Below are 26,641 nucleotides of genomic sequence, written 5' to 3' on the forward strand. Positions count from 1 at the left end.
TTTTTTATTGTGTACAACATCTAAAGTTTTCTTGTTAATGACTGATTTCCAAAACGGTTTGTCAGGGTCATTCAATCTTATGAGGTTAATTTTAATTATAATTTAATAAACAGTATTTTTGCGGCAATGAATCTCAACAGTAATACAGCGAGGTTTGTCAAGCGGGTCATTACCTCACCTCTATTAATTTATATCATCCGGTGTCTGATTGGTTTTGTTATTGGATACTTATTGTATCTAAGGTTTAAACAGTTTGAGGTCTTCTGGGCATTATTATCCATTATTTTAGTTATTTCTCCTGAGGAAAAGGATTCGAAAAGGCTTTCAATTGAGCGATTCAAGTCGAATTTTGTAGGGTCGGTCGTAGCCATGGGCTGTGTTTGGCTGTTGCCAAAGTCGGTATATTCTATTATGACAGGTATCGTGCTGACCATTTTCCTATGTTGGGGATTCAAGATCCTGAACATGGCAAGGGTAGCAATCGTGGCCTTATTGATCATAATGATAGAACCTCACCATACACAGATTGCCTATACGCCAATCTATCGTGCACTATCGACGGGTATTGGCTGTATTATAGGGTTGACGATCGTGATTGTATCTTCAGGAGTGATTCAATTCATGCGGGAAAAATACAAGATATTTACGGAGCCTGCCTAACAGCGAGTTACAATATAAATCCATCACTTACAATTAAATCGTTATTTTTACGGCAATGATTGAATTATATACTGACGGCGCATCCAGCGGAAATCCTGGTCCTGGTGGTTATGGAACTATCTTAAGGGCAATTTATCAAGGGGCAAATCCTGAATTTCAAGGTAAACTAATCGAAAAGGAATTTTCTGGAGGCTTTAGGAAAACGACCAATAACCGAATGGAATTATTGGCAGTTATCATTGGTCTAGAAGCCTTGAAGAACCTCAATCAGCAAGTGACCGTATTTTCGGATTCGAAATATGTCATCGATGCCATAGATAAAAAATGGGTATATGGCTGGATTCAGAAAGGATTTCAAGGAAAGAAGAATAAAGACCTTTGGATGCGGTTGATGAATGTGTATAAACTGCATAAGGTCAAGTTGGTATGGGTAAAAGGCCATGCTGGGCATCCGTTAAATGAGCGATGTGACCAATTGGCTGTTAAGGCATCAAAAGATAAGTCCACATGGAAAATAGATTCTGTATTTGAAGCAGAATTGCAAAAAGGCTTAGATATTTAATCTAAGCCTTTTTCATTTATGTTCGAGATGGATTAGATCAATCCAGCACGTTTCAATAGAGGGTCAACGGAAGGTTCTTTTCCACGGAACTGTTTATAGAGTTTCATTGGATGTTCCGTACCGCCTTTTGAAAGAATATTGTCCTTGAATTTTTTTGCAACCTCCCGATTGAAGATACCTTCCTGTTGGAAATAATCGAAAGCATCTGCATCCAGGACCTCTGCCCATTTATAGGAGTAATATCCTGAAGAGTAACCGCCATCAAAGATATGGGAGAAAGATGTTGACATGACATTCTCCTTGACATCGGGATAGATCGCTGTTTCCGCGAACTGTTGAGTTTCAAAATCTTTCACCTTGCTGATAGCACTTGGGTCCTGTCCATGCCAACCCATATCTAAAAGGCCGAAGCTCAACTGTCTGACCGTTGCCAGCCCTTCCAAGAAGGAAGCAGAATCTTTGATTTTTTGGATGTATTCCATGGGAATGGTTTCGCCAGTTTCATAATGCTTGGCAAAAAGTTTTAAAGCTTCCTCTTCATAGCACCAGTTTTCCATAATTTGACTTGGAAGTTCGACGAAGTCCCAAAAAACGGAAGTTCCAGAAAGGGTAGGATAGGTCGTGTCTGCCAACATGCCATGTAAGGCATGGCCAAATTCATGGAACAGGGTGGTAACCTCGTTGAATGTTAATAAAGAGGGCTTACTTGAAGTAGGTCGAGTAAAGTTGCAGACGATCGAAACATGAGGTCTCTCATTGTGATCATCTTTAATATATTGCGATTTGTAGGAGGTCATCCATGCGCCATTCCTCTTGCCCTTACGGGGGAAGAAGTCTGCATAGAAAACCGCGACTAAATCACCCTCATCTGTACTTACCTCATAGGTCTGTACTTCTGGATGATATTTGTCTATATTCTGGATTTCCTTAAAATTCAAGCCATAGAGACGGTGGGCAATTTCAAATACACCATTTAAGACATTGTCTAATTTGAAATATGGCCTTAACTTTTCATCATGCAGATTGAAACGTTCTTGTTTCAGTTTTTCTGAATAATAACTGCCATCCCATTTTTCTAAATGGTCTAAACCATCCTTTTCTTTTGCATATTGGCTCAATTCGGCAAATTCTTTTAATGCTGCTGGTTTGCCTTTTGCAAGGAGGTCATTCAAAAATGAAGTAACGGTATTGGGGTTTTGAGCCATACGTTCTTCTAATTTGAAGTGTGCGTGGGAATCATAACCTAATAATTTAGCCCGTTGATGTCTCAGTTTGGCAATTTTTAGGATTATTTCTTCATTGTTGTTTGCATTGTCCTGAAAGCCTTTTTTACCAGCAGCGATTGCCAATTCTTTTCGCAATTCGCGGTTGTTGGCATAGGTCATAAATGGGATGTAGCTAGGATAGTCTAAGGTGAAAATCCAGCCTTCTTTGCCTTCTTCTTTTGCGAGTTCATGTGCTGCCTCGATCACAGAATCAGGAAGGCCATGAAGCTCCTCTTTTTTCAAGATATGTAATTGATAGGCATTGGTATCCGCCAATACATGTTCTGCGAAGTTTAATTTCAATACCGACATTTCCTGGTCGATTTCCCTGAGTTCTTTTTTCTTTTCGTCCGCTAGCAAGGCGCCATTGCGAACGAAATCTCTATAGTTTTTGGTCAATAAAGTTTCTTGTTCAGGGCTAAGATTTAGGTTGTCTTTTTGATCATATACCTCCTTGATCTTTAGGAATAACTCATAGTTCAAGGTGATGTCGGAGCTTAATTCTGCCAACATGGGAGCTACCTGTACAGCAATCTTTTCTAATTCATCATTCGTTTCTGCAGAATGGAGATTGAAAAATATATTGGAAATCCGATCTAATTGCATTCCAGAGAAGGATAGTGCCTCGATCGTATTTTCAAAGGTTGCTGCTTGAGAGTTTGTTGCAATCTGTTCAATTTCCCCTTTAGTTTCAGCTATTGCTTCCTGAAAGGCTGGAACGTAATCTTCGTTTTTGATTTGGGAAAAGGGAGCTGTATTATAATTCGTCTCGAAAGACTTTGTAAGAATATTCATAGTATATAAAGTTACAAATATAAATCTACTGGAAATGGGTCTGGAATATAGATTTATCAAGATTTTACGGAAACATTACGTATCATTATACGTTATAACAATAAAAAAAGATAAACATGAGAAATATTGCTAAGTCATTATTTGTTGTCCCGGTTTTGGTATTAAGTATGAGTGCTTGTAATAATTCTGGACAGGAGGCTAAAGACAACAAAGAAAATGATGCTGTGGCAGATGAATGGACCGCTTCAGAATTGGCCGGAAAATATGTGTTTGATGAAAATGGAGATACGATTTTATTGGATCTAAAAAGTCAAAACGACTCCCTTATTGGCCCATTAAGCTATAATTTTCAAGAAAAAGACAAGAACCATGGAGAATTCCGAGGAGTAATCAAGGATTCTTTATTGGTGGGTGAATATAGTTTTATGTCAGAAGGGGTAAACTCTGTTAGGGAGACAGTTTTTGGAATTGTTCCAGAAGGGTTGATTGAAGGCTTTGGCGATGTGGAAGAGATCGATTCGAAGTTTGTTTTCAAAAATATGGACAGTTTGAGGTTTGATCATGGGATGATTTTACATAAAAAATAAGCTTCCATTGGGTGTTTAGTTCATTTTCTTTAAAAAGTTTGATCATTTGATTAAAATATTTGTTTAATTCTCTTAAATGTTCTTACCTTTGGGCAATCTCAAGTGAAAAGCCAAAAGATGAATAAGAAGGAAGAGAAGGAATTAGATACATCAACCGAAGACAAAATAAAAGAAGCAGCGCGCATTGTATTTCATAAGAAAGGATATGCAGCGACTAGGACCAGAGATATTGCTGATGAAGCAGGAATCAACCTATCCCTTTTAAATTATTATTTCAGAAGTAAGGAAAAGCTTTTCGAACTCATTATGCTGGAAACACTAGGTGAGTTTATGAAAGGCTTGGTCTTGGTATTAAATGACCATGAGTCTACCTTATTGGAGAAAGTCAGTGCCATTGCTGAGCATTATATCGATTCGATAAAGGATAAACCCGAGATTCCTGGATTTATTGTGAGTGAGATCCGATCCAATGTCAATAATATTCTCGAGAAAATTCCTGTCCGTGAAATCTTAGGAGAATCATTCTTTGTCCAACAATTGGATGAGGAAATAAAGAATGGAACCCTGAAGGAGGTTAGTCCTATTCAATTTATTATGAACGTTTTGGGTATGGTCCTGTTTCCTTTTATTGCTCAACCTATGATCATGAACGGAACGGGGCTCAACAACAATGAATTTTTTGCCTTGATGGAAGAACGTAAGAAGTTGATTCCCATTTGGGTGCAGGCTATGTTTAAAGCATAGTCTATTTTTTTGTCTTTAAATTGGTCAATTGTTTAAATCAATATATTAAAATATATGATTAAGGTAAATATCTTTACGAAAGTTTTAAGTTTTATTCTTTTTATGGGAATAGGGAATAGCTTCGCTATTGCGCAAAGTGAGATAGGGAAACTGAGTTTGGAGGATTGCTACACTTTAGCTCGCTCCAATTACCCACTAATCAAGCAACAAGGTCTCATATCAAGGACGAATGAGTTTTCCTTGGATAATGCTCAAAAGGCTGTCATGCCACAGTTGTCTGTGGCCGGTCAGGCAACACATCAATCTGATGTGACATCGATGCCTATTAAGCTTCCCAATATGGATATCCCAAGCATAAGCAAGAGTCAATATAAGGTTTATGCTGAGCTGACTCAATCCTTGACTGGTCTTTTGAATCTCAAGGACCAAAAGGAAAACCTAAATGCCAGTTCTGCCATCGAAAACCAAAAAGTTGAGGTGGAAATGTACAAGCTGAAAGAAAGGATCAATAACCTTTATTTTGCCGTATTGCTTTTGGATAGACAAAAAGAACAGATTAATCTGAGTGTCCAAGACCTACAGAGCGGCATTGAAAAAATGGAAACTGCGGTTGCCAATGGTGTTGCGCTTAGGAGTTCTGCTAGTAATCTGAAGGCGGAAAAATTGAAAGCTGAGCAAAGAATTACAGAATTGGATTTCAACAAGAAAGCTTATCTGGAAGTTCTAGGTGTAATGATTGGAGAAAAGCTAGGTCCTGACACCAAATTACAGACTCCAGCTGCCTTGCAATGGAATAATGAAATCCATAGGCCGGAACAGACCTTATTTTCTTTACAAAGGAAATCTCTTGATGTTCAGAATAAATTGATTGATAATAAGTCTTTGCCACAATTTAGCCTATTTGTTCAAGGTGGTGTTGGGCAGCCGGCATTGAATATGCTGAATCCCGAAACGCAAGGCTTTTATATTGCCGGATTGCGTTTGGCTTGGAACCTGAACAGTTTCTATACCCAGAAAAATGAAAAGAATATCATAAAGAACAACCAACGGATATTGGAGGTGCAAGAGGAAACTTTCCTATTCAATACAAAAATGAGCCTTTCGCAACAGCAAACAGAACTGTCTAAGTTTCAAGAATTGCTGAAAACCGATCAAGAGATAATCGACCTTCGGGAGCAAGTAAAGAATTCTACATTGAACCAGTTGAATTATGGCACTGCCAGCAGCAACGATTACCTTATTTCGGTGAATGTGGTGGAACAGGCAAAACAGAACCTCGCCTTGCATGAAGTTCAACTCTTAATGGCTCAATATAACTTACAAACAACATCTGGAAAAGCAGAAAACTAATCATAATGAAAAGACTGAAAATATATTTGTTCCTAAGTACTGGAATACTGGCTTTGGGATCCTGTAAAAATGATAAAGATACCTTCGATGCCTCAGGGAGTTTTGAGGCAATAGAGACCATAATTTCTGCTGAGGCGAATGGGACCATCAAAGAGTTTAATCTAGAAGAAGGGGACCAGTTAGCTGTGGGGCAACAAATTGGCTATATAGATACGGTGCAGACCTATCTAAAGAAACGCCAATTAGAGGCTCAGGTTGGTGCTGGATTAAGTAGGAAACCGAATATACCTGTCCAGCTATCTGCCATTAAAGAACAAATCCAGCACTTAGAAAGGGAGAGAATTAGGACCCAAAACCTGATCGCTGGTGACGCAGCGACCCCTAAGCAGTTAGATGATATCAATGCGCAGATAAAATTGCTCAATAGACAGTTAGAAGCCCAACAATCCAGCCTTTCGATTTCAAATCAAAGTATAGGGAAGGAAGTCGTGCCTTTGGAAGTGCAGATCTATCAATTGGAAGATCAATTAAAGAAATCTAAAATCGTAAATCCTGTCCAGGGGACGGTCTTGACTAAATATGCCGAAGTGAACGAATCTGCAGGCATGGGAAAACCACTCTATAAGATTGCCGACCTGTCCAGCATGATATTGAGGGCATATATTACCGGCAATCAGCTTCCAAATGTCAAGTTGAACCAAAAGGTTCAGGTGTTGACTGATGATGGAAACGGTGGATACCATACTTCTGAGGGGATCATCACTTGGATTAACAGTAAAGCAGAGTTTACTCCGAAGACTATACAGACCAAAGACGAAAGGGCTAATCAGGTCTATGCGATCAAAGTCAAGGTAAAGAATGATGGAAGGTATAAGATTGGCATGTATGCTGAAATAAAGTTTATCTGATATGGATATGGTGCAAGTAGTTGATCTGGTAAAAACCTACAATAAAGGTGCACTCACCGCTGTGGATCATGTGGATATTTCTGTGAAAAAGGGTGAGCTATTTGGTCTAATTGGTCCGGACGGAGCAGGAAAGACAAGTATTTTCAGGATTTTGACTACCCTTCTGTTGCCTACAGTAGGTACTGCAAGTGTAGCAGGTTTAGATGTTGTCAAAGACTATAAACAGATCAGGAAGCTAGTTGGCTATATGCCCGGTAAATTTTCACTGTACCAAGACCTAACCATTGAGGAGAACCTTAATTTCTTCGCGTCAGTTTTTGGAACTACGGTTGAAGAAAACTATGATCTGATCAAGGATATTTATGTGCAGATCGAACCATTCAAGGATAGACGGGCAGGCAAATTGTCCGGGGGAATGAAACAAAAACTAGCCTTGTGCTGCGCCCTGATCCATAAGCCCGAGGTTTTATTCTTAGATGAACCGACAACAGGAGTTGATGTGGTGTCGAGGAAAGAGTTTTGGGACATGTTGGCTAGACTAAAAGATCAAGGGATTACGATCTTGGTTTCAACCCCATACATGGACGAGGCTACCCTTTGCGAGCGTATTGCCTTGATACAAAATGGCAAGATTCTAAGCGTTGAGTCTCCAGATGAAATCATAAAGCAGTATCCAGATCCTTTGTATGCCATCAAAGCTAATAATATGGGCAAACTATTGGTTGATCTCAGAAATAATCCCAATATCAAAACCTGCAATGCCTTTGGTGAGTACCATCATATCAGTTTTAAAGAAGATAGCGATCATGCAGAAGAAATGCTGCTGAAATCACTTGGAAACCAAAACCATCTGGGATTGGATATCAAGATAATCAAACCCAATATTGAGGATTGTTTCATTAACCTAATGAACTAACATGACAGACGAAGTTGTAATAAAGACTGATAAGCTCACTAAGAAATTTGGCGATTTCATTGCGACCAACTCCATCAGTTTTGAGGTCTATAAAGGTGAAATCTTTGGTTTCTTGGGTGCCAACGGTGCAGGCAAAACCACCGCCATGAAAATGCTCTGCGGTCTTTCAAAACCAAGTTCTGGAAATGCCAATATTGCTGGTTTCGATATCTATAAACAGACGGAGGAAATCAAGAAAAATATAGGCTACATGAGCCAGAAGTTTTCGCTCTATGAGGACTTGACGGTTAATGAAAACATTGATTTTTTCGGAGGTATCTATGGCCTCAATTACAAGCAGCTGAAAGATAAACGGACCGAACTGTTAAGGACCTTAGGTCTGGAAAATGAAGCCAAGAAATTGGTAGCCTCCTTGCCCTTAGGATGGAAGCAAAAGTTGGCCTTCTCCGTTGCTGTCATCCACGATCCAAAGATTGTTTTCTTGGATGAACCGACCGGGGGAGTGGATCCCGTTACCCGAAGGCAGTTTTGGGACCTGATATATGCTGCTGCAGCACGTGGGATAACCATTTTTGTCACTACCCACTATATGGACGAAGCGGAATACTGTAACCGGATTTCGATGATGGTGGATGGAGAGATAAAAGCTTTGGATAGCCCCCTAAACCTTAAAAGAACATATAAAGCGGAAACCATGGATGACGTGTTTTATGAACTGGCTCGCGCCGCTAAAAGGAAGGGAGATTAGATGAAACAGTTTATGTCCTTTGTTCGTAAGGAATTCTACCATGTGTTCAGGGATAGAAAGACTTTACTGATGTTGTTTGGATTACCGATCGTGCAGATCGTATTGTTCGGATTCGCCCTGACCAACGAGGTTAAGAATGCAAAAATCGTGATCTGTGACTATTCCCAAGATATAGCCACTCAGGAAATAACGAGAAAGTTTGAAGCCAATCGGAATTTCCAAGTCACGAAATCCTTGATGAGCTATAAAGATATTGAGGACTCCTTTCAAAAGGAAAATATTAAGCTTGCTGTGGTGTTCCCAGCAAAGTTTAATGAGGATTTAATGCACCTGAAAAAAGCCCAAATCCAGGTGATCTCGGATGGTTCTGACCCGAATACGGCCAGTACCCTTCAGAACTATGCAAATGCTGTCATCATGGATTATCAGATGGATCTGATGCAGGGACAGGAAATGCCTTATTCCATCAACATCGAATTGAGGATGCTCTACAATCCCGAGCTAAAAGGAGCGATGAACTTTGTTCCGGGTATTATGGCATTGGTGCTTATGTTGATCTGTGTGCTGATGACAGCTGTTTCTATCGTGAAGGAAAAAGAAATGGGCAATATGGAGATCTTGCTGGTTTCGCCTTTTAATCCATTTCTGGTAATAGTTTCTAAGGCACTGCCATATTTTATGTTGTCATTGATCAACTTGGCAGTTATCCTGATCATGGCCGTGACGCTCATGGGCATGCCAATTCATGGAAGTCTTATTTTGTTGGTCGCTGAGAGTGCGCTGTTGATCATCTGTGCCTTGTCAGTAGGGCTTTTGATTTCCAATTTGACGAACTCCCAACAGGCAGCAATGCTGATCTCCATGATGGGGATGATGCTGCCGATCCTGTTGTTTACCGGTTTTATGTTTCCTATCGAAAACATGCCCATGCCATTGCAGCTGATATCCAATTTGGTTCCATCAAAGTGGTATTATATCATCGTAAAATCCATTATGCTGAAAGGTCTTGGGATTGCTGCCATATGGAAGGAAACCTTGATTTTGATAGGGATGACAGTTATCCTTTTGGTATTAAGTTTGAAAAATTTTAAAACAAGGTTAGAATGAGATCATTGTTGTTTTTGTTGAGAAAAGAGTTTAAGCAGATCTTTAGAAATAAAGCGTTGCTCCCTTTGATATTTGTTGCACCTATCATGCAATTGATCATTCTACCTTTTGCAGCGGATTACGAGGTGAAAAACATCAATGTTTCTATCGTAGACCATGACCATTCTCCGGCTTCACAGCAATTGATTGCTAAGATGACAGCCTCTGGATATTTTAGGTTGACCGATTATGGGCAATCCTTTAAAGAATCGCTGAAGCAGATCGAAAGTGAAAAGGCGGATTTAATACTTGAAATTCCGACAAACTTTGAAAAAGATCTGATAAAAGAGAAGTCTGCAGAGCTGTTTATTGCCGCTAATGCCATCAACGGAGTAAAAGCTGGATTGGGATCAAGCTATCTCAGTAGGATCATAATGGATTTCAATGAAGATATCCGGACCAAATGGGTCAATCAAAATGGAGTTTCTGCCAATTCACTGATAGATGTCACCTCTTCCAATTGGTTCAATCCCTATCTGATTTACAATAAGTTTATGGTACCAGGGATTCTGGTCGCTTTAGTGACCATGGTCTGTTCGTATATGTGCGCCCTGAATATCGTAAAGGAAAAAGAAGTTGGAACCATTGAACAGATCAATGTAACCCCAATCAAGAAATATCAATTCATCCTCGGTAAGCTGATTCCATTTTGGATCATCGGAATGTTTGTCTTTACGGTTGGGTTATTTGTGGTCGGCAGATTTATATATGGATTAGTGCCAGTAGGCAATATGTTTTGGTTGTATGGATACCTGTCCATTTACCTTATTGCGATTTTAGGTTTAGGATTGTTGATTTCTACGATCTCCGAAACCCAGCAACAGGCGATGTCGGTCGCATTCTTTTTCATCATGATTTTTATGATGATGAGCGGCCTGTTCACTTCCATTGACAGCATGCCTCAATGGGCTTATGTGGTGACGAAAATGATCCCTGTAACATACTTCATTGAAGTGGTCCGTATGATTGTATTAAAGGGAAGTGACTTTCAGGATATCCAGCATCATTTCTTGATCATTATAGGATTTGCCATTTTGCTGAATGGCCTTGCCATTTGGAACTATAGAAAAACATCATAGGGGTTTATTCAACCCCTATCCACCATTCTTTGGTGTCATTATCTTTATCTAAGTAAATAAGCTGTCCCATTTTTGGAGTCCAAATGGGAACATTTTTATTTTTAGCTTCTTTGCTAATTCGGATCATAGGATCATCCCAAGCATGGTTGGCAAGTGGGAATTTAGAATTATGAACAGGAATGATTCTTTTCGCCAGTAAATCCTGGGCAGCTGTAACAGCTTCCTCAGGCATTAGGTGGATGTATTTCCATAATTCATTGTATTGTCCATTTTCAAGGATTGCAACATCAAAAGGACCATATTGCTCACCAATTTCCTTAAAATGTTTGCCATAGCCAGAATCTCCACCTACAAATATCTTCAACGAATCGGATTGAACGACAAAAGAAGACCATAAGCTGGTATTTCTCTTTAACCAACGGCCTGAAAAGTGTCTTGCTGGCGCAGCAGTGAATTGCAAGCTGTCTAGTGTTAACTTTTCACCCCAATATAACTCATGGATCCGTTCAGTAGGATAGCCCCATTTTTCAAAATGGGCTCCAACACCTAAACTTGTCACGACATCCTTGACCTTGCTTTTCAGTTGCAATATGGAAGGATAATCCAAATGGTCGTAGTGATCATGGGTAAGGATAAGGATATCGATTTCAGGAAAATCCTCCGCCTTGTATTTATGGGTCATTTTGAATGCTTTCACGCTGCATGGAATCGGTGAAGCATTCCCATTCAATACGGGATCCACTAATATTCTTTTTCCATCCAATTGCATGTAATAGGAGGAATGACCAAACCACACGTAGACATTCTGGTCCAAGGGGATATTTTTTAAATCAGTAATCTCTACCGGTAATGGTTTTGAAGGAATATTCCTTTTATCCTTTTCAAAGAAAAAAGACTTGAATACAGCGACTTGGCTTACACCTTCCTTGATTGCTGGTGTTTTTTCTAGATTGTCATATACCCCATCTTTAAAGGTGGCGGTATGCTCCATTCTTTTCAATCGATCCGCAGAAGCCAAAGCGCCCATTTGATCCGACCGGCTCAATAAATATACTGCCACAGCGATGATCAAGACTAAGGCAAGAATGATATACATAAGTATCTTAAATATTTTTTTCATGTTAATGCGGCACAATTTACAGTATTATCTGTAATCTGATTGCAATAAATGAATTAGTTAAAGTATCCTAGTCTTAATATCAATAATTATGTAAAAGTTAATCAATAAATAATAAAATATTTAACGAATAGTTAAATATCATTTATAATTTTACATTATTTCTTTAACATAAACAGTAAGTCATGTATTTAATTGAAGATTCTTCGATCCAGTCGTTTTTTAAAACAATTAATGATTTGGACAAGAAGTATCAAGAGTACCTCGCTAATGATGGAAAGTGGTTAGGCGGGGGATTTCAAAATTTGTTTTGGGTCTTACCAATTGCAGGCTCAAAAAACCTAAAACTAAATTTAAAACCTGAGGTATTTATGCAATTGCCTCGACCGTTACGAAAAGAGATCAGTGGGCTAATGTTGCTGGATGGATGAAAGGGAGCATGTTTTAGCGATAAAACAAAAAAGCAAGTTAATGTATGTTAACTTGCTTTTTTTATTTCAAAGTCTTCTTGCTTATTGGTAACCCAATAATTTCATGACTTGTTTTGAGTTTTGCTCTTCGCCAAACACCTCATAGTTAAATGTCTCATCTCTATTTCTGCGGATTAAAACATGCTTTGGTGATGGCAGTAAACAGTGGTGGATACCTCCGTAACCGCTCAATACTTCTTGATAAGCTCCCGTATGGAAGAATCCAAGGTATTGTACTTTTCTTGTTTTCGGCATAAATACGGAGTTCATATGTGCTTCCTGGTTATAGTAATCTTGGCCATCACAGGTGATACCACCAAGGTTAACACGCTCATATTCTGAATCCCAATTGTTGATCGGTAACAAAATATACTTCTGGTTCAAAGCCCAAACATCAGGAAGATTGGTGATAAACGAACCATCCAACATCAACCATTTCTCACGGTCGTTCTGTTGTTTTCTGCCCAATACCTTATAAAGGATACCTGAAGCCTCCGCAACGGTGTATTTACCAAATTCTGTAATGATATCTGGTTCTACCACCTCATGGTGCGCACAGATCTGCTTGATGCGGTTTACAATTTCATTGACCATGTATTCATAATCGAAATCATGAACCAATGAGTCTTTAAATGGCATACCTCCACCAATATCCAAGGTATCCAGATCAGGATTGATCTTTTTGAACTTACAGTAAAGGGTCACATATTTCTCCAACTCATTCCAGTAATATGGTGTGTCAGAAATACCCGAATTGATAAAGAAGTGTAATAACTTCACTTTAAAGTGCGGGTTATCTACGATCTTGCTGTTGTAGAAGTCGATAACGTCTTCCATACGGATCCCTAATCTGGAAGTATAGAATTGTGAATCTGGCTGTTCTTCCGCTGCAATACGGATACCTAAGTTGCAAGGTTCAGAAAGCTCAACTTCATCATCATACATGTTGAATTCCTCTTTATTGTCCAAAACTGGAATGATATTGTGGTATCCATCATGCAACATATCGACGATATATTGTTTGTACTGGTAGGTTTTAAAACCATTACAAATTACTGTAATGTCCTTGGTGACTTTTCCTTGTCTCTCCAGCGCATCAATCATTGGCATATCAAAAGCCGAAGAGGTCTCCAAATGGATGTCATTCTTCAATGCCTCTTCAACGATGTGTTTGAAATGCGATGATTTAGTACAATAACAGTATTTATATGATCCGCGATAATTATATTTCAACATGGCTGTTTGAAATAAGATCTTCGCTTGTTGTATCTTTTTGCTGATAATGGGTAAATAGGTAAAACGTAGGGGAGTACCGTACGTTTCTATCATTTCCATCAAATTCAAATCGTGGAAGTACAATTCGTCATCGATGATATCGAATCCGTCTTGCGGAAAACCAACACTTAAGTCAAGAAATTCCTGATAGCTCTGCATTTTTTATTATTTTTGGCAAAGATATGCTTTCACGATGAATACCTAAATAATCAATGCGTTATTTTTTAAATTCATTATCAGAAAGTTACGAATATTACGAAATATTTACATGGCAAAATCAATCCAAGAGCTGCTTATTGAGAAGACAGTTGAAGCGGTAAATGCATTGTATGGAGCGGAAATCCCTGCTTCTCAACTCGCATTACAAGAGACTAGAAAAGAGTTTGAAGGTCAAATCACTTTAGTTGTATTTCCGGTTACCCGATTTTCTAAAAAATCTCCGGAAGTTACTGGAAATGAAATAGGTACTTATCTAAAAGAAAACATTCAAGAGATCAGCGACTTCAATGTGATCAAAGGTTTCTTGAACCTCAGTTTCTCTGATGAATACTGGATAGAACTGTTGAACAAAACCATCCTCCCTGATTCATTCGGAAAATACCCTCAAAACGGTAAAAAACTGATGGTGGAATATTCTTCCCCAAATACCAACAAACCTTTGCACCTAGGTCACATTCGTAACAACTTATTGGGCTATTCCGTGGCTGAAATCCTTAAAGCTTACGGTTATGAGGTGATAAAAGCCAACTTAGTCAATGACCGAGGGATACATATCTGTAAATCCATGCTTGCTTGGCAAAAGTTCGGTAACGGTGAAACACCTGAATCCGCTGGTTTAAAGGGCGACCATTTAGTGGGTAAATATTATGTGGTATTCGATAAAGAATACAAAAAGGAAATTGACCAGCTGAAACAAGATGGCCAAACCGAAGATGAAGCTAAAAAGAATGCTCCATTGATGAAAGAAGCACAAGTGATGCTCCAAAAATGGGAGGCAAACGATGCAGAGGTCATCAACCTTTGGAAAACCATGAATGGCTGGGTATATGCTGGATTTGATAAAACCTACAAACAGCTGGGTGTAGATTTCGATAAATTCTATTATGAATCTGAAACTTACCTGTTAGGTAAAGACATCATACAAGAAGGTCTTGAAAAAGGTGTTTTCTTCAAAAAAGAAGACAACTCTGTTTGGATCGATCTAACCGATGAAGGCCTTGACCAAAAGCTGGTGCTTAGAGGTGATGGTACTTCGGTATATATCACTCAGGACTTAGGTACTGCGCAATTGAAATATGATGAATTCAACATGGATGAATCCATCTATGTTGTAGGAAATGAGCAAGATTACCATTTCAAGGTGTTGTTCGCCATCTTGAAAAAACTAGGCAAGGAATGGGCAAATGGCCTTTACCATTTATCCTATGGCATGGTGGACCTTCCTTCCGGCAAGATGAAATCCAGAGAAGGAACAGTCGTAGATGCCGATGATCTAATGGCTGAAATGATAGAAACGGCCAAGGAAAGAACAGAGGAATTAGGTAAGACCGAAGGCTTTAATGAAGAAGAAAAAACTTCGCTTTACCAAACCATCGGTATGGGGGCCCTTAAATATTTCTTGTTAAAGGTAGACCCTAAAAAACGCTTGCTTTTTGATCCAAATGAATCCGTGGATTTCCAAGGTCATACCGGCCCATTTGTACAATATACCCATGCAAGGATTAAATCAGTGCTTCGCAAAGCGGAATATACTGGCACCGATGTGAAAACACCTGCATCCATTTCAACTTATGAGCGCGACTTGATCCAGGCATTGGCAAATTATCCTGCTATCATCGAAGCTTCTGCGCAAGAATTCAGTCCTGCGCAATTGGCTAACTATGCTTATGATCTAGCAAAACTTTATAATAAATTTTATCACGAGGAAACGATCCTTAAAGCTGAAGACGAAAATGTCAAAGGTTTCCGTCTGCAAATGTCTGCTTCGGCAGCAAGGATTATTGCGGAAAGCATGAACATGCTAGGGATCCAAGTACCGGAAAGAATGTAACTATGAAAAATCTTAAAGTCGGATTAATCGGATTTTCAATAGGGGGGCATGTTTTTCATGCCCCATTTATTGATGGCAACCCTGATCTAGAATTATACAAAGTCACCGCACGCAAACCGGAACAACAGAAAATGTTGGCCGAGCGCTATCCCAATGCTATCGGAGTATTGTCGGCAGATGATATCATCAATGATCCTGAAGTGGATATCGTTGCGATCGCTACATCCAATGATGTGCATTACAGTTTAGCGAAAGCTGCTCTTGAAGCAGGTAAGCATGTGATCGTTGAAAAACCATTTACTAATTATAGTTCTGAAGCTGATGAATTGATTGCATTGGCAAAAGAAAAGGGACTTCTACTTTCCGTACATCACAATGCACGTTATCATTCAGACTTCAAAACCGTTAAAAAAGTAATTGAATCTGGAAGATTGGGTCGGGTAGTGAATTATGAAGCGCGTTACGACCGTTTCAGGAACTTCTTGAGAGCTGGAGCTTGGCGTGAGGAGAACCTTCCGGGGTCAGGAATACACTATGACCTAGGTGCTCATTTGATCGATCAAGCATTGCAGGTCTTTGGAAAACCAGAATCCATTTTCGCTGACCTCCGTGTTCAGCGCGATGGGGCCAAGGCTATTGATGATTTCGAATTTATCCTGTCATTTCCAGGAATTAAGGTGTCCCTTAAAGGACAGATGCTAGCTAAGATCTCTACTGCCAGATATGCGGTCTATGGTATGAACGGCTGTTTTGTGAAATGGGGCGTAGATGCTCAGGAAGCTTTATTGCGTGATGGAGCGGTTCCCGCAAAAATCCAAGACTGGGGTATGGAAGATCCAGCTTTTCAGGGTACCCTTTCCATTCTGGAAAATGGAAAAGATGTGGAAGAGAAAATTGAAAGCGAATATGGGTCAGGACAAGATTTCTATAAGAATATTGTCGCTACCATCAAAGGTGAGGAAGACTTGTTTATCAAACCTGAGCAAGCGCGCGATGTCATTCGCATATTGGAGCTCGCAGAAAAATCTTGGGCGGAACAAAGAACCATTTCTTTGGAAGGAGAGCTGATTTCCTAATGAAAGATTATGACGCGATAATCATTGGAGCTGGTGCCTGCGGACTGATGTGCGCAGTACAGGCAGGATTGCTGGGAAAAAGGACTTTGTTGATTGAACGCAATGAAAAACCTGGTGCCAAGATCCTGATCTCTGGTGGTGGTCGATGTAACTTTACAAACCTATATACCTCAACAGATAATTTCGTTTCAGAAAATCCGAAATTCCTTAATGCTGTGTTTTCCCAATGGACGGTGGAAGATACCATTACCTTCTTTGAACAATTTGGGAATATTGAAGGCCATGAAAAGACCTTAGGTCAATTATTTCCAGTCTCGAATAAAGCCAAGGATATTGTCGCTGTATTTACCAAGTTGATGTATGATACAGGGCAGGATATCTGGTTAGATACCTTAGTGACTGATGTGCAGAAAACAGATGCCGGATTCGAAATCAGCTATGAGAAAAACGGTAAAAAAGCTAAAATATCTGCACCTAAAGTCGTTTTAACTACCGGAGGTTTACCTGTTGCCAAATTAGGGGCATCCGATTTTGCCATCAAGCTGGCGCGTAAGTTTGACCATAGGATAGTAGAGACTGCACCTGCTTTGGTCCCTTTGACGATTACTGGTAAAGATGCAAATTGGTATGCCTCGCTTGCGGGAAATTCCGTGTTCTCCAGAGTCTATAACGATAAAATCTCCTTTGAAGAAAATATACTCTTTACCCATTGGGGACTAAGTGGTCCAGCAATCCTACAGATTTCTTCCTATTGGAAACCTGGAGAACAGTTTACCATTGATCTCTTGCCGAAATTCAATTTGGAAAACCTGATCAAGGAAGAAAGAAACAATGCTGGAAAAAGGACTATTGGGCAGTTATTGAACGACCATTTTACTAAAAAGATGGTAGATGCCTTAGGGGAGTTCCTGCCTATTCAGCTAAAAATAGCCTCCCTGAGTAAGGCTGATGCCAAATTGGTATCAGAGAGCATCCATAAGTTTAAAGTTAAACCTGCCGGAGATAAGGGTTATGATAAGGCTGAGGTTATGCGAGGAGGGATAGCCACTGATGAATTGAGCCCAAGAACCTTGGAAAGTAAAAAGCAGGAAGGGCTTTATTTTGGAGGGGAAGCAGTGGATGTCACCGGTTGGTTAGGTGGTTACAATTTCCAATGGGCATGGGCCGCTGGCTTTGCTATCGCACAAGATATTTAAGAGAAACTTGCTGACAATAAAAAAGGCTGTAACTTTTAGGTACAGCCTTGGTAATTATTTTGGAAAAAGTAGTTTCTTGTTCTTGGGTTTATATGATTAAAACTTGTGCTCTAAAAGACCTTCTTTTTTAATGTCAGTAATGTTAGCCTCTATTTTTTTTACTGATTTGTTGTCAACCAAAATTTCTAGGTTCACTTTTCCTGGTTTGTCTACTGTAGTTTTGATTTTCAATGCAGCGTTCTTAGCTGGAGCCGGTCTTCTCAATCTGATTTCTCTTGGAAGTTTGTCTGTGTCTTTAACTGCGATAGTTGAATCTTGACCTTTGTATCCAGTTACCACTAAAGATTTTAACTTCAAATCTTTTACCTGAGAGTTAATTCTGTAGACCACATTTACTATCTTGGTCTTTTTCTTTGTTGGTTTTGGATCCTCCTTTTTCGTGCAAGAAATAGTTGTCAATGCGCCTGCCATTGCTGTAACAGCTAATAATGTCCTTAAAAATGTAGTAGTTTTCATGTTAAGTTATAAATAATGTTTAATAAATAATTAAAAAGAACATCTTGTCGACTTATGTTTTATCATATAACGACAATAAAATTTAGCTCGCTACAGGCGAAATGAAAAATATTTACTTTTCTTGTTAATTATTTTTCAATTCTATCAAAAATGTATGTTTAGCCTTATTCCATTGAATTTTTCGTAGTTTTGCACATTGAAGCAAACTGGTTCTATCGCTGCATGTTACATGGAGAGGAAAGTCCGGGCAACATAGGGCGATACGCTTCCTAACGGGAAGGCTGATTTTTTATCAGACAGCAAGTGCCACAGAAAATATACCGCCCCTCGGGGTAAGGGTGAAAACGTGAGGTAAGAGCTCACGGATTTGTATGGCGACATACATCTCGGTAAACCTCGTATGTTGAAAGACCAAATAGGTTGCAAGATCAGGAAGCGGCTCGTTTTCTGCCTTCGGGCACTTGCAATGGGTAGGTTGATGGAGTCTGTGTGTGAATGCAGACCTAGATAAATGATAGAAATTCTTATTTTAGAATACAGAACCCGGCTTACAAGGTTTGCTTCTTTTTTTTAATTATTGTACATTTTCTATTGCCTATAAACAAGTGTGTTAAGTTATGACAACAATTTTAATTATAGATGATGAGCGCCCAATCCGTAGCTCGTTACGTGATATCTTGGAATATGAAGACTACAAAGTCCTCGATGTCGACAACGGTGAGGACGGTCTGAAGATCTTGCAGAAAGAAAAAATCGACTTGGTATTATGTGATATCAAGATGAACAAAATGGACGGTATGGAAGTACTGACCGCTGCTAAAGAATTTTCCGACATCCCGTTCATCATGATCTCAGGTCATGGTACCATCGAAACAGCTGTTGAAGCTGCTCGTAAAGGTGCTTTCGACTTCCTGGAAAAACCTCTTGACCTCAACAGGTTATTGATAACCGTAAGGAATGCCCTGGAAAAAGGCTCCTTGGTCAAGGAAACAAAAGTCCTTAAGCGTAAAATCTCCAAAACTAAAGAAATCCTTGGTGACTCCTCGGGTATCAATTTGATCAAAGATACCATTGACAAAGTTGCCCCAACAGAAGCCCGCGTATTGATCACTGGGGCCAATGGTGCCGGAAAAGAATTGGTCGCGCGTTGGCTGCACGAGAAATCCTCTCGCTCTAGCTCAACCTTGGTCGAAGTTAACTGTGCCGCAATCCCTTCTGAATTGATCGAATCTGAATTGTTCGGCCATGAAAAAGGATCCTTTACCTCAGCGGTAAAACAGCGAATCGGAAAATTCGAACAAGCTAACAATGGTACCCTTTTCTTGGATGAGATCGGTGATATGAGCCTTTCTGCTCAAGCAAAGGTATTGAGGGCATTACAGGAAAATAAAATTACTAGGGTAGGTGGCGAAAAAGAAATCGATGTCAACGTGCGTGTGATTGCTGCAACCAACAAAGATCTTTTGAAAGAGATTGAAGAGGGCAACTTCCGTATGGACTTGTACCACCGTCTTAGTGTTATCTTGATCCATGTGCCTTCTTTGGCCGAACGTAAGGATGATATCCCAACTTTAGCCAATGCCTTCTGCGAAGAAGTGTGTGCAGAGTATAGCATGCCTGTCAAAGCTTTTACACCAGATGCCATGAAAGCCCTTCAATCTTTGCCTTGGAGCGGTAACATCCGTGAGCTAAGGAACATGATCGAACGCTTGATCATCTTGTGTGATAAGAAAATCACCGAAGAAGATGTATTGAAATTTGCCAACCCAGGCGGTCCGATCACTGCAAATAGCCTTGCCGGAAACCATACGAGCAATGGATTTGATATGGAGCAATTTACCTCTTTCCAAGACTTTAAAGACTTCTCTGAATGCGAATTCATTAAATACAAATTGGAAAGAAACAATTGGAATGTCTCCAAGACAGCTGATGACCTTGATATACAAAGAAGTCACCTGTACAGTAAGATCGAAAAATTCGGACTGAAAAGAGACTAAGCTTAATATCTTGAAATATTATACAAACACAATACAACGAAAAAGGCCTGATCTAATCAGGCCTTTTTTTATTATACGTATATTTTAATACGTTGTTAATCGTTGAATTTCCGTTTTTGTCGACTATATAACATATATATAGCAACGGTCAAAACTATAATTCCGATTATTAAATACGGTAATGCAGATCCCTCACTCGTGCTAGCGTTGGTGTTGTCCTGTGCAAACAAACCAATAGATACTGCATTTAGTAGTACTAACACATTCCACTTTCTCATGATCAATTTGTTTTTTTAAGTTTATATAATAATATACGAATAATATAACGCAAAAACCATGACAAAGCAAATGTATTAACAATTATTTAACCTATTAAATGCCAAAATCCGCCATTGTAATGATAATGTTACCCTGAAAACGTTATTGTCATCCATTTAGTTGTTTTTTTATTTCAAAAAACAAAAATTTTCAAATGAAATAGAAGGATATCTGATTGTATTTCAACCTCTTTATGGCCTAAATAGAAATCGTTCTAAAACAAAAAAAGTGTTAATCCTTTTCAGGAAAAACACTTTCTATCTTAATTTAAAATGGAATTAAATGATTTCAGCTAAAAAATTACCCTGCTGATGGATAATTTCGCGCTTGGCGATAATTTCTTGAAGATTAATGGTTCCAATCACATATTTATGATCATCGCTAAAGAACCGCTCAGAAATACTGATAAAATCAATGTTTTCCAAAACATCCTCATCTTCATATCGGAAATAAACTTTTAGAGCATAGTCAGTTGAATATTCCACCTGTTGTGCCTCTAAATGTTTTTTGTACTCGTATTTGTAATCATATCTTAATGCAGCAATATCTGAAAGTACTGCAGAACCTGTAGGGTGGCCACCGGCTCCTTTGCCATAGAAAAATTGCTCATCGGCAAACGCAGCTTTAACCAATACCCCATTGTATTCGTTTTCTACATTCTGCAAGATATTGCCTTTGGAGATAAATTTAGGGAGAACATAAAGAACGACCTTGTTATTTGTTATCTCCTTGGCCAAAGGGATCAATTTAATTTTATAGTTTTTCTCTCTGGCATATCTGATATCGGCATTGCCCAATGTGTCGATCCCTAAATTCAGGATTTCGTCCGGGTTGATGTAGATGCCATAGGCATGAGATGCTACAATGGCCAATTTGTATTTGGGATCATATCCACCAACATCCAATGTCGGATCAGTTTCTGCAAATCCTAATTCCTGGGCTCTTTTCAATGCCTCATCATAGCTTTGGTTATCATTGAAGATCTTGGAAAGGATGTAGTTGGAAGAACCATTGAAGATACCGCTTACAGAGTGTAAAAGCTCGTTGTCATAGTATTCTTCTAGGTTTCTGATGATAGGGATACTACCGCAGACTGCTCCTTCATATAATAGGGAAGTACCATGTTGATTTTGGATCTCGGTCAATTCCTCTAGATGGGTAGCGATCATTTTTTTATTGGCAGAAACAACGTTCTTTCCAGTTGTCAATGCTCTTTTTGTAATCTCAAAAGCAGCTTCGGCATCATCGATCAATTCAACAACGGTATTGATCTCTGGGTCTTCCAGAATAGCATTGGCATCTGTGGTAAACAATTCCTCAGGCAAGGTCCTTTTTTTATCCGCGTTCTTGATAACAAATTTCTTGATCTCTAAGTTTAGGTTCTTTGTTTTTATGATATCGTATAAACCTTGTCCCACCACACCAAATCCAAACATCCCGATGGTAAGTTTCTTACTCATTATTCTTTAATTAAATTTAAGTGATTTTCTGCTTTTGTATTATGTTTCTCAAGAAAGTTGCCTATGACTTGAGTCAGGGTTTTTGTTTCAATCAAGAAGCCATCATGTCCAAAAAAGGAATGCAGCTCATAGTATTCCGCATTTGGAATATGTTTCGCGATGAATTCCTGTTCTTGTGGAGGGAATAGCACATCCGAAGGAATACCTATGATCAGGGCATTGACGCCCTCAATTGAGCTTAATACTTGCTCCACCTGTCCACGTCCTCTGCCTAGATGATGGCTATCCATGGCTTTGGTCAAATACCAATAGGAAAATGCATTGAATCTCTTGACTAATTTATCCCCTTGATAGGCTTGGTAGGAGGATGCTTTGTAAGCGTCTGTTTTGTCATGGTCCGATTCCACTTGGGTCGTTCCATAGGCATTGTATGTCCTATACGACAATAATGCCATGCTGCGGGCCGCCTTTAATCCGTTCAATCCAGCATCATCCCTTTGCTCTTTAAAGCTGGAATCTGCTTCGATCGCAAGCCTTTGGCTTTCATTGAATGCGATTCCCCACGGTGAGAAAAACGCATTTGTTCCGATAGCAATCAGATTATGGATCTTTATGGTTTTGGATACCGTCCATTCCAAAGCTTGTTGACCGCCTAGAGATCCTCCAATCAAGGTGTTGATTTCTTGGATCCCTAGATGATCAGCTAATAGTCCATGTGCTTTAACAATATCTCTGATCGTGAACTGAGGAAAGTCCGAATAATAGGGTAGGTTGGTGTCAGGGTCAATGGATAGGGGATTCGTCGTCCCATAATGTGAGCCCAGTACATTGGCACAGATAATGAAATAATCCTTATCGTTGAATAACTCATTTTCGCCAAATAATCCTGGCCACCAGTCAAAAACATCTGAATTTGCAGTCAATGCATGACATACCCAAATTACATTGGATTTATCCTCATTTAGCTTTCCATAGCTATGGTAGGCTATCTGTAGGTTTGCCAGTTTTTTACCACTCTCTAATTCGAAGTCTTGGCTATATCCGAAAGTCTTTACACTCATTCTCTTTAATTATCTTCCTCCTAAAAAATCAGTTAAGCCCCCACTTACTTGATTTTGTCAAATGCTTGTGTTAAGTCTGCTTTAATATCGTCGATGTGCTCGATACCCACCGAAAGTCTCAATTGACCTGGAGCAACTCCAGCTGCTTTCTGCGCCTCTGCACTCAATTGTTGGTGTGTCGTTGCAGCAGGATGGATAATCAGGGATTTCGCATCTCCTACGTTCGCCAAATGGCTGATCAATTCCAAAGAGTCAATGAACTCATTCGCCTTATCAACTCCACCTTTGATGGTAAAGGATAATACCGCACCATATCCGTTTTTCAGATATTTTTGTGCATTCTGATGGTATGGGTGGTTTTTCAATCCTGGGTAGCTTACTTGCTCTACTTGTGGATGTGCTTCCAACCATTGTGCGATTTCCAAGGTATTGTCAACATGGCGTTGAACACGAAGAGACAAGGTCTCCAGACCTTGTACCAAAAGCCATGAATTGAATGGAGATAGGGCAGGGCCGAAATCTCTTAATCCTTCAACGCGAGCGCGGATAGCAAATTGAATGTTCCCAAACGGTCCGCCTTCACCGAATACATCCGAGAATACTAAACCATGGTAACCTTCAGAAGGCTCTGAGAATTGTTTGAATTTACCATTTCCCCAGTTGTAGTTACCGCCATCGATAATCACACCACCAATACTCGTTCCGTGACCACCGATCCATTTTGTTGCCGATTCTACAACCACATTGGCGCCATGCTCCAATGGTTTGAACAGATAACCGCCAGCACCAAAAGTGTTGTCCACGATCAATGGTAGGTCATGTTTCTTGGCAACCGATGCGATACGCTCGAAATCAGGAATATTGTAACTCGGATTCCCAATCGTTTCTACATAGATCGCTTTAGTTTTATCGTCGATCAAGGCTTCAATTTTATCTGCATCCGAATCTTCAGCAAATCTTGCCTCAATGCCTAATCGCTTAAAAGAAACCTTGAACTGGTTATAGGTACCTCCGTAAAGATTTGATCCTGAAACAAAGTTTTCACCTGCCTCGAGGATATTGGTCAAGGCCAAGAATTGTGCTGCCTGACCAGAAGACACAGCTACAGCTGCCACACCACCTTCTAATGCCGCGATACGTTTTTCAAAAACATCCGTAGTTGGATTCATGATCCGCGTATAGATATTTCCAAATTGCTTAAGGGCAAATAAATTCGCGCCATGTTCCGCATTTTCGAAAACATAGGAGGTAGTCTGATATATAGGTAATGCTCTGGATCCAGTTGTAGGGTCTACATCTTGACCTGCGTGCACTTGTAGTGTTTCAAATTTAAGATTTTTGTTGTCTGCCATTTTTATGTTGATTATTGATGTTAGTAAATTGAATATATGATTTCCTTTCTTGCTATGCTATTGGTCGTCTGTACTCTATTATTTTTGCACTTTTTCCTCGTGCTCAAACATAGTGACGACTATCGCATTCGGGTAATGCAAATAATACAGCTGGAAATAAATTGAATGTTGAGATCTGTTGCTGGTTTTCCAACAAGATACACTAATTCCGATTTTGAAAATTTTGAAGTCATAGTCTATTTCATTTATATGCTCCTGGGCTTTATTGCCTCGGACAGGAATTGGCACCTTTTCAATCCTTATTGAAGGTTGCCAGTGGGTCATTGAGCCAGTCTCTCGCCACTTCTTTATAAATCAAGACCATCTTTTTAGAGAGGTAATGATTAGCGTACCACTATCGAAGTACTCCGCAAATATAGTTCACGAAATTTAATTTTGCAATCTTTTTCTGAAAAGTTTATTCTTTGGCAGATCCCATTACCACTTTTCCCTATAAAGACCAGGGCTTCAACCTTTGTTAGTCCCTTCTCTAACGTCGGTTGAAGCCCCAATATTTTTCTGATATATATTTCCGATCAACTAAAAGGTAGTTGTCTTCGCATCACGCATTTGAATGATTTTGTCTACCACGTAGCGTGTATTCCCACGCCATGGTAATACGCCATGATATTCCTTATAATGAAGGTCAAAGGCTTTCCCGCTATTTAGTTCCAAGATATGGAAAACTGAGTCGTTTTCAATGGAGAATTCAAATTCATTGCTCGAAAGACCGGTCCCGGTCTTTTGCGAACGGATCCCCTCTTGGATCAGCTTTCCTTCGTAGGTCTTAAATAAATTTCCCTTTTTTACCGCATAATTCAAAACGCCAGATTTAACGCCTTCTCCAAATACAAAATAATATTTGAAATAAACAAATCCAGCAAAAGCCAGAAATAGAATAAGTAAAAACCAGCTGATGAATTTCTTGAACTTTGAACCTTTAGTGCTAGGTTGTGGGTTAGTTGTTTCCATTTTTTTTGATTCAGTTTCTATTTGGTAACAAAAAGAATACCTAAAAATAAAAAAGGTTGGCGAATTTCCATTGCCAACCTTATATTTTTTTTAACCTAGTAGCTGCATCTCTGCATCGATTGCTTCCTTGGTCTTGTCACTTACCGGAACCAATGGAAGCCTAACATGGTCTTTGCCAATCCCTTTCTTTTCTAGGATATATTTGACACCAGCAGGATTTCCCTCAATAAAACAAAGGTCAATGATCTTCAATAATTCCAAGTGAATGGCCCTTGCTTCCACATAGTTTCCTTCGCGACATAGATGTGCCAAGGCTGAAACTTTGGTAGGGTAGGCATTGCCGACAACCGAAATGATTCCGGCCGCACCCATCGCCATCATAGGCAATGTAACGGGGTCATCCCCAGAAATCAGGAGAAAGTCCTTTGGTTTATCTCGAAGGATCTCACTGAACTGTGCAAAATTCCCCGATGCTTCCTTGGTCGCTACAATATTTTTAAAATCCTTGGCCAAACGAACGGTAGTCGCTGGACTTATATTGCTGCCCGTCCTTCCTGGTACATTATAAAGGATAATAGGAAGTTTAGATGCCTCCGCGATTGCTTTGTAATGCTGATAGATGCCTTCTTGTGTTGGTTTGTTATAGTATGGAGAAACCGAAAGGATCGCAGCATAGTCAAGGATCTCAAAGTTCTTGATCTGTTCCACGATTTCATAGCTGTTGTTTCCACCAATTCCAGCTACCAATGGAATACGCTTATTAACGTGCTTCGAAGTAAATTGCCACAGCTTCTTTCGTTCATCTTGGGTTAGGGTAGCTGTTTCTCCAGTGGTACCCAATGAAACCAAATAATCAATGCCACCTTCAATCTGAAAATCTATCAGATTGCCGAGGCTTTCGTAATCTACTGTGCCGTCTGCGTGAAATGGAGTGACTAATGCCACTCCCGCACCTTGAAGCTCGTTCATCGTTTATGTATAT

Annotated in this window: 24 protein-coding genes, 1 other RNA gene and 1 riboswitch; of the genes, 16 read left to right on the forward strand and 9 right to left on the reverse strand. The window is 39.6% G+C overall.

The features are described from left to right. The first annotated feature begins 126 nt into the window (after positions 1–126). Positions 127–660, forward strand: coding sequence for an FUSC family protein (locus ACWICE_RS07975; protein WP_185213625.1), 534 nt, complete (start codon positions 127–129; stop codon positions 658–660). Positions 661–715: 55 nt separating this feature from the next. Then, positions 716–1,222 (forward strand): ribonuclease HI, encoded by a 507-nt coding sequence (gene rnhA, locus ACWICE_RS07980; RefSeq protein WP_185217237.1) that lies wholly within the window; start codon positions 716–718, stop codon positions 1,220–1,222. 32 nt (positions 1,223–1,254) lie between these two features. Here rnhA and ACWICE_RS07985 read toward each other — a convergent pair whose 3' ends face one another. Beyond that, positions 1,255–3,282 carry a M3 family metallopeptidase gene (locus tag ACWICE_RS07985; protein ID WP_454298042.1) on the reverse strand — a complete coding sequence of 676 codons (2,028 nt, stop codon included), beginning with the start codon at positions 3,280–3,282 and terminating at the stop codon, positions 1,255–1,257. A 116-nt stretch (positions 3,283–3,398) separates the two neighbouring features. On the opposite strand from ACWICE_RS07985, the gene ACWICE_RS07990 reads away from it, so the two are divergent. The 8 genes from ACWICE_RS07990 to ACWICE_RS08025 all read left to right on the forward strand — a co-directional run bounded on the left by ACWICE_RS07990 (position 3,399) and on the right by ACWICE_RS08025 (position 10,760). Beyond that, on the forward strand, positions 3,399–3,869 hold the full coding sequence (locus ACWICE_RS07990) for a hypothetical protein (protein WP_185217235.1): 471 nt from the start codon (positions 3,399–3,401) through the stop codon (positions 3,867–3,869). A 117-nt stretch (positions 3,870–3,986) separates the two neighbouring features. Beyond that, a complete protein-coding gene (locus ACWICE_RS07995; protein WP_185213629.1) occupies positions 3,987–4,613 on the forward strand; it encodes a TetR/AcrR family transcriptional regulator in 627 nt (208 codons plus the stop codon). A 54-nt stretch (positions 4,614–4,667) separates the two neighbouring features. After that, positions 4,668–5,963, forward strand: a complete 1,296-nt coding sequence (locus ACWICE_RS08000; RefSeq protein ID WP_454298043.1) for a TolC family protein — start codon at positions 4,668–4,670, stop codon at positions 5,961–5,963. Positions 5,964–5,968: 5 nt separating this feature from the next. Then, entirely contained in the window at positions 5,969–6,871 is a 903-nt protein-coding gene (locus ACWICE_RS08005) for an HlyD family secretion protein (RefSeq protein ID WP_254528327.1), read from the forward strand. 7 nt (positions 6,872–6,878) lie between these two features. After that, positions 6,879–7,787, forward strand: a complete 909-nt coding sequence (locus tag ACWICE_RS08010) for an ABC transporter ATP-binding protein (RefSeq protein WP_454298044.1) — start codon at positions 6,879–6,881, stop codon at positions 7,785–7,787. A gap of 1 nt (position 7,788) precedes the next feature. Next, positions 7,789–8,535, forward strand: a complete 747-nt coding sequence (locus ACWICE_RS08015) for an ABC transporter ATP-binding protein (protein ID WP_254528331.1) — start codon at positions 7,789–7,791, stop codon at positions 8,533–8,535. After that, positions 8,536–9,642 (forward strand): ABC transporter permease, encoded by a 1,107-nt coding sequence (locus ACWICE_RS08020; protein ID WP_454298045.1) that lies wholly within the window; start codon positions 8,536–8,538, stop codon positions 9,640–9,642. Then, positions 9,639–10,760, forward strand: a complete 1,122-nt coding sequence (locus ACWICE_RS08025) for an ABC transporter permease (RefSeq protein WP_185217230.1) — start codon at positions 9,639–9,641, stop codon at positions 10,758–10,760. The genes ACWICE_RS08020 and ACWICE_RS08025 overlap by 4 nt, the downstream gene beginning before the upstream one ends. 4 nt (positions 10,761–10,764) lie before the next feature. On the opposite strand, the gene ACWICE_RS08030 is transcribed toward ACWICE_RS08025, so the two are convergent. Further along, on the reverse strand, positions 10,765–11,880 hold the full coding sequence (locus ACWICE_RS08030; protein ID WP_454298046.1) for an MBL fold metallo-hydrolase: 1,116 nt from the start codon (positions 11,878–11,880) through the stop codon (positions 10,765–10,767). Positions 11,881–12,062: 182 nt separating this feature from the next. On the opposite strand from ACWICE_RS08030, the gene ACWICE_RS08035 reads away from it, so the two are divergent. Beyond that, positions 12,063–12,308 carry a hypothetical protein gene (locus tag ACWICE_RS08035; RefSeq protein ID WP_185213636.1) on the forward strand — a complete coding sequence of 82 codons (246 nt, stop codon included), beginning with the start codon at positions 12,063–12,065 and terminating at the stop codon, positions 12,306–12,308. Positions 12,309–12,389: 81 nt separating this feature from the next. Here ACWICE_RS08035 and ACWICE_RS08040 read toward each other — a convergent pair whose 3' ends face one another. Next, the gene (locus ACWICE_RS08040) at positions 12,390–13,781 is read right to left on the reverse strand and encodes an arginine decarboxylase (protein WP_185213637.1); all 1,392 of its coding nucleotides are present in this window, start codon (positions 13,779–13,781) and stop codon (positions 12,390–12,392) included. A 109-nt stretch (positions 13,782–13,890) separates the two neighbouring features. On the opposite strand from ACWICE_RS08040, the gene argS reads away from it, so the two are divergent. Genes argS through ACWICE_RS08055 form a run of 3 tightly spaced genes read left to right on the forward strand, consistent with a single transcriptional unit; the run spans position 13,891 to position 17,944 of the window. Beyond that, positions 13,891–15,672: an arginine--tRNA ligase gene (gene argS, locus ACWICE_RS08045; protein WP_454298047.1), complete on the forward strand. Its 1,782-nt coding sequence runs from the start codon at positions 13,891–13,893 to the stop codon at positions 15,670–15,672. Between the two features lie 2 nt (positions 15,673–15,674). Continuing rightward, on the forward strand, positions 15,675–16,748 hold the full coding sequence (locus tag ACWICE_RS08050; RefSeq protein WP_454298048.1) for a Gfo/Idh/MocA family oxidoreductase: 1,074 nt from the start codon (positions 15,675–15,677) through the stop codon (positions 16,746–16,748). Further along, positions 16,748–17,944 carry a BaiN/RdsA family NAD(P)/FAD-dependent oxidoreductase gene (locus tag ACWICE_RS08055; RefSeq protein WP_185213651.1) on the forward strand — a complete coding sequence of 399 codons (1,197 nt, stop codon included), beginning with the start codon at positions 16,748–16,750 and terminating at the stop codon, positions 17,942–17,944. Before ACWICE_RS08050 ends, ACWICE_RS08055 begins: the two co-directional genes overlap by 1 nt. Positions 17,945–18,040: 96 nt before the next feature. Here ACWICE_RS08055 and ACWICE_RS08060 read toward each other — a convergent pair whose 3' ends face one another. Next, positions 18,041–18,460, reverse strand: a complete 420-nt coding sequence (locus tag ACWICE_RS08060) for a hypothetical protein (protein ID WP_185217227.1) — start codon at positions 18,458–18,460, stop codon at positions 18,041–18,043. A gap of 199 nt (positions 18,461–18,659) precedes the next feature. Between ACWICE_RS08060 and rnpB the strand changes: the two genes are divergently transcribed. Continuing rightward, an RNA gene (gene rnpB / locus ACWICE_RS08065) (RNase P RNA component class A) lies at positions 18,660–19,027 on the forward strand. Positions 19,028–19,077: 50 nt separating this feature from the next. Then, positions 19,078–20,457: a sigma-54-dependent transcriptional regulator gene (locus ACWICE_RS08070; protein WP_185213641.1), complete on the forward strand. Its 1,380-nt coding sequence runs from the start codon at positions 19,078–19,080 to the stop codon at positions 20,455–20,457. Positions 20,458–21,053: 596 nt separating this feature from the next. On the opposite strand, the gene ACWICE_RS08075 is transcribed toward ACWICE_RS08070, so the two are convergent. From ACWICE_RS08075 to dapA, 5 genes are all read right to left on the reverse strand, one after another. After that, positions 21,054–22,235 carry a homoserine dehydrogenase gene (locus ACWICE_RS08075; RefSeq protein WP_454298049.1) on the reverse strand — a complete coding sequence of 394 codons (1,182 nt, stop codon included), beginning with the start codon at positions 22,233–22,235 and terminating at the stop codon, positions 21,054–21,056. Next, a complete protein-coding gene (locus tag ACWICE_RS08080) occupies positions 22,235–23,296 on the reverse strand; it encodes a homoserine O-acetyltransferase family protein (RefSeq protein ID WP_185211466.1) in 1,062 nt (353 codons plus the stop codon). Before ACWICE_RS08080 ends, ACWICE_RS08075 begins: the two co-directional genes overlap by 1 nt. A 44-nt stretch (positions 23,297–23,340) precedes the next feature. Continuing rightward, positions 23,341–24,648: an O-acetylhomoserine aminocarboxypropyltransferase/cysteine synthase family protein gene (locus ACWICE_RS08085; protein WP_185211467.1), complete on the reverse strand. Its 1,308-nt coding sequence runs from the start codon at positions 24,646–24,648 to the stop codon at positions 23,341–23,343. Between the two features lie 242 nt (positions 24,649–24,890). Beyond that, positions 24,891–25,004, reverse strand: a riboswitch (SAM riboswitch). Positions 25,005–25,227: 223 nt separating this feature from the next. After that, complete coding sequence (locus ACWICE_RS08090; protein WP_185211468.1) at positions 25,228–25,659, reverse strand: hypothetical protein; 432 nt, start codon at positions 25,657–25,659, stop codon at positions 25,228–25,230. Between the two features lie 90 nt (positions 25,660–25,749). Then, positions 25,750–26,628: a 4-hydroxy-tetrahydrodipicolinate synthase gene (gene dapA, locus ACWICE_RS08095; RefSeq protein WP_185211469.1), complete on the reverse strand. Its 879-nt coding sequence runs from the start codon at positions 26,626–26,628 to the stop codon at positions 25,750–25,752. Between the last annotated feature and the right edge of the window lie 13 nt (positions 26,629–26,641).

The organism is Sphingobacterium sp. NPDC055346 (assembly GCF_053645235.1).

What these genes read in the sequence shown, in the direction of transcription:
- ACWICE_RS07975 (WP_185213625.1), top strand. Translation starts at nt 127, where the DNA reads ATGAATCTCAACAGTAATACAGCGAGGTTTGTCAAGCGGGTCATTACC.
- rnhA (WP_185217237.1), top strand. Translation starts at nt 716, where the DNA reads ATGATTGAATTATATACTGACGGCGCATCCAGCGGAAATCCTGGTCCT.
- ACWICE_RS07985 (WP_454298042.1), bottom strand. Translation starts at nt 3,282, where the DNA reads ATGAATATTCTTACAAAGTCTTTCGAGACGAATTATAATACAGCTCCC.
- ACWICE_RS07990 (WP_185217235.1), top strand. Translation starts at nt 3,399, where the DNA reads ATGAGAAATATTGCTAAGTCATTATTTGTTGTCCCGGTTTTGGTATTA.
- ACWICE_RS07995 (WP_185213629.1), top strand. Translation starts at nt 3,987, where the DNA reads ATGAATAAGAAGGAAGAGAAGGAATTAGATACATCAACCGAAGACAAA.
- ACWICE_RS08000 (WP_454298043.1), top strand. Translation starts at nt 4,668, where the DNA reads ATGATTAAGGTAAATATCTTTACGAAAGTTTTAAGTTTTATTCTTTTT.
- ACWICE_RS08005 (WP_254528327.1), top strand. Translation starts at nt 5,969, where the DNA reads ATGAAAAGACTGAAAATATATTTGTTCCTAAGTACTGGAATACTGGCT.
- ACWICE_RS08010 (WP_454298044.1), top strand. Translation starts at nt 6,879, where the DNA reads ATGGTGCAAGTAGTTGATCTGGTAAAAACCTACAATAAAGGTGCACTC.
- ACWICE_RS08015 (WP_254528331.1), top strand. Translation starts at nt 7,789, where the DNA reads ATGACAGACGAAGTTGTAATAAAGACTGATAAGCTCACTAAGAAATTT.
- ACWICE_RS08020 (WP_454298045.1), top strand. Translation starts at nt 8,536, where the DNA reads ATGAAACAGTTTATGTCCTTTGTTCGTAAGGAATTCTACCATGTGTTC.
- ACWICE_RS08025 (WP_185217230.1), top strand. Translation starts at nt 9,639, where the DNA reads ATGAGATCATTGTTGTTTTTGTTGAGAAAAGAGTTTAAGCAGATCTTT.
- ACWICE_RS08030 (WP_454298046.1), bottom strand. Translation starts at nt 11,880, where the DNA reads ATGAAAAAAATATTTAAGATACTTATGTATATCATTCTTGCCTTAGTC.
- ACWICE_RS08035 (WP_185213636.1), top strand. Translation starts at nt 12,063, where the DNA reads ATGTATTTAATTGAAGATTCTTCGATCCAGTCGTTTTTTAAAACAATT.
- ACWICE_RS08040 (WP_185213637.1), bottom strand. Translation starts at nt 13,781, where the DNA reads ATGCAGAGCTATCAGGAATTTCTTGACTTAAGTGTTGGTTTTCCGCAA.
- argS (WP_454298047.1), top strand. Translation starts at nt 13,891, where the DNA reads ATGGCAAAATCAATCCAAGAGCTGCTTATTGAGAAGACAGTTGAAGCG.
- ACWICE_RS08050 (WP_454298048.1), top strand. Translation starts at nt 15,675, where the DNA reads ATGAAAAATCTTAAAGTCGGATTAATCGGATTTTCAATAGGGGGGCAT.
- ACWICE_RS08055 (WP_185213651.1), top strand. Translation starts at nt 16,748, where the DNA reads ATGAAAGATTATGACGCGATAATCATTGGAGCTGGTGCCTGCGGACTG.
- ACWICE_RS08060 (WP_185217227.1), bottom strand. Translation starts at nt 18,460, where the DNA reads ATGAAAACTACTACATTTTTAAGGACATTATTAGCTGTTACAGCAATG.
- ACWICE_RS08070 (WP_185213641.1), top strand. Translation starts at nt 19,078, where the DNA reads ATGACAACAATTTTAATTATAGATGATGAGCGCCCAATCCGTAGCTCG.
- ACWICE_RS08075 (WP_454298049.1), bottom strand. Translation starts at nt 22,235, where the DNA reads ATGAGTAAGAAACTTACCATCGGGATGTTTGGATTTGGTGTGGTGGGA.
- ACWICE_RS08080 (WP_185211466.1), bottom strand. Translation starts at nt 23,296, where the DNA reads ATGAGTGTAAAGACTTTCGGATATAGCCAAGACTTCGAATTAGAGAGT.
- ACWICE_RS08085 (WP_185211467.1), bottom strand. Translation starts at nt 24,648, where the DNA reads ATGGCAGACAACAAAAATCTTAAATTTGAAACACTACAAGTGCACGCA.
- ACWICE_RS08090 (WP_185211468.1), bottom strand. Translation starts at nt 25,659, where the DNA reads ATGGAAACAACTAACCCACAACCTAGCACTAAAGGTTCAAAGTTCAAG.
- dapA (WP_185211469.1), bottom strand. Translation starts at nt 26,628, where the DNA reads ATGAACGAGCTTCAAGGTGCGGGAGTGGCATTAGTCACTCCATTTCAC.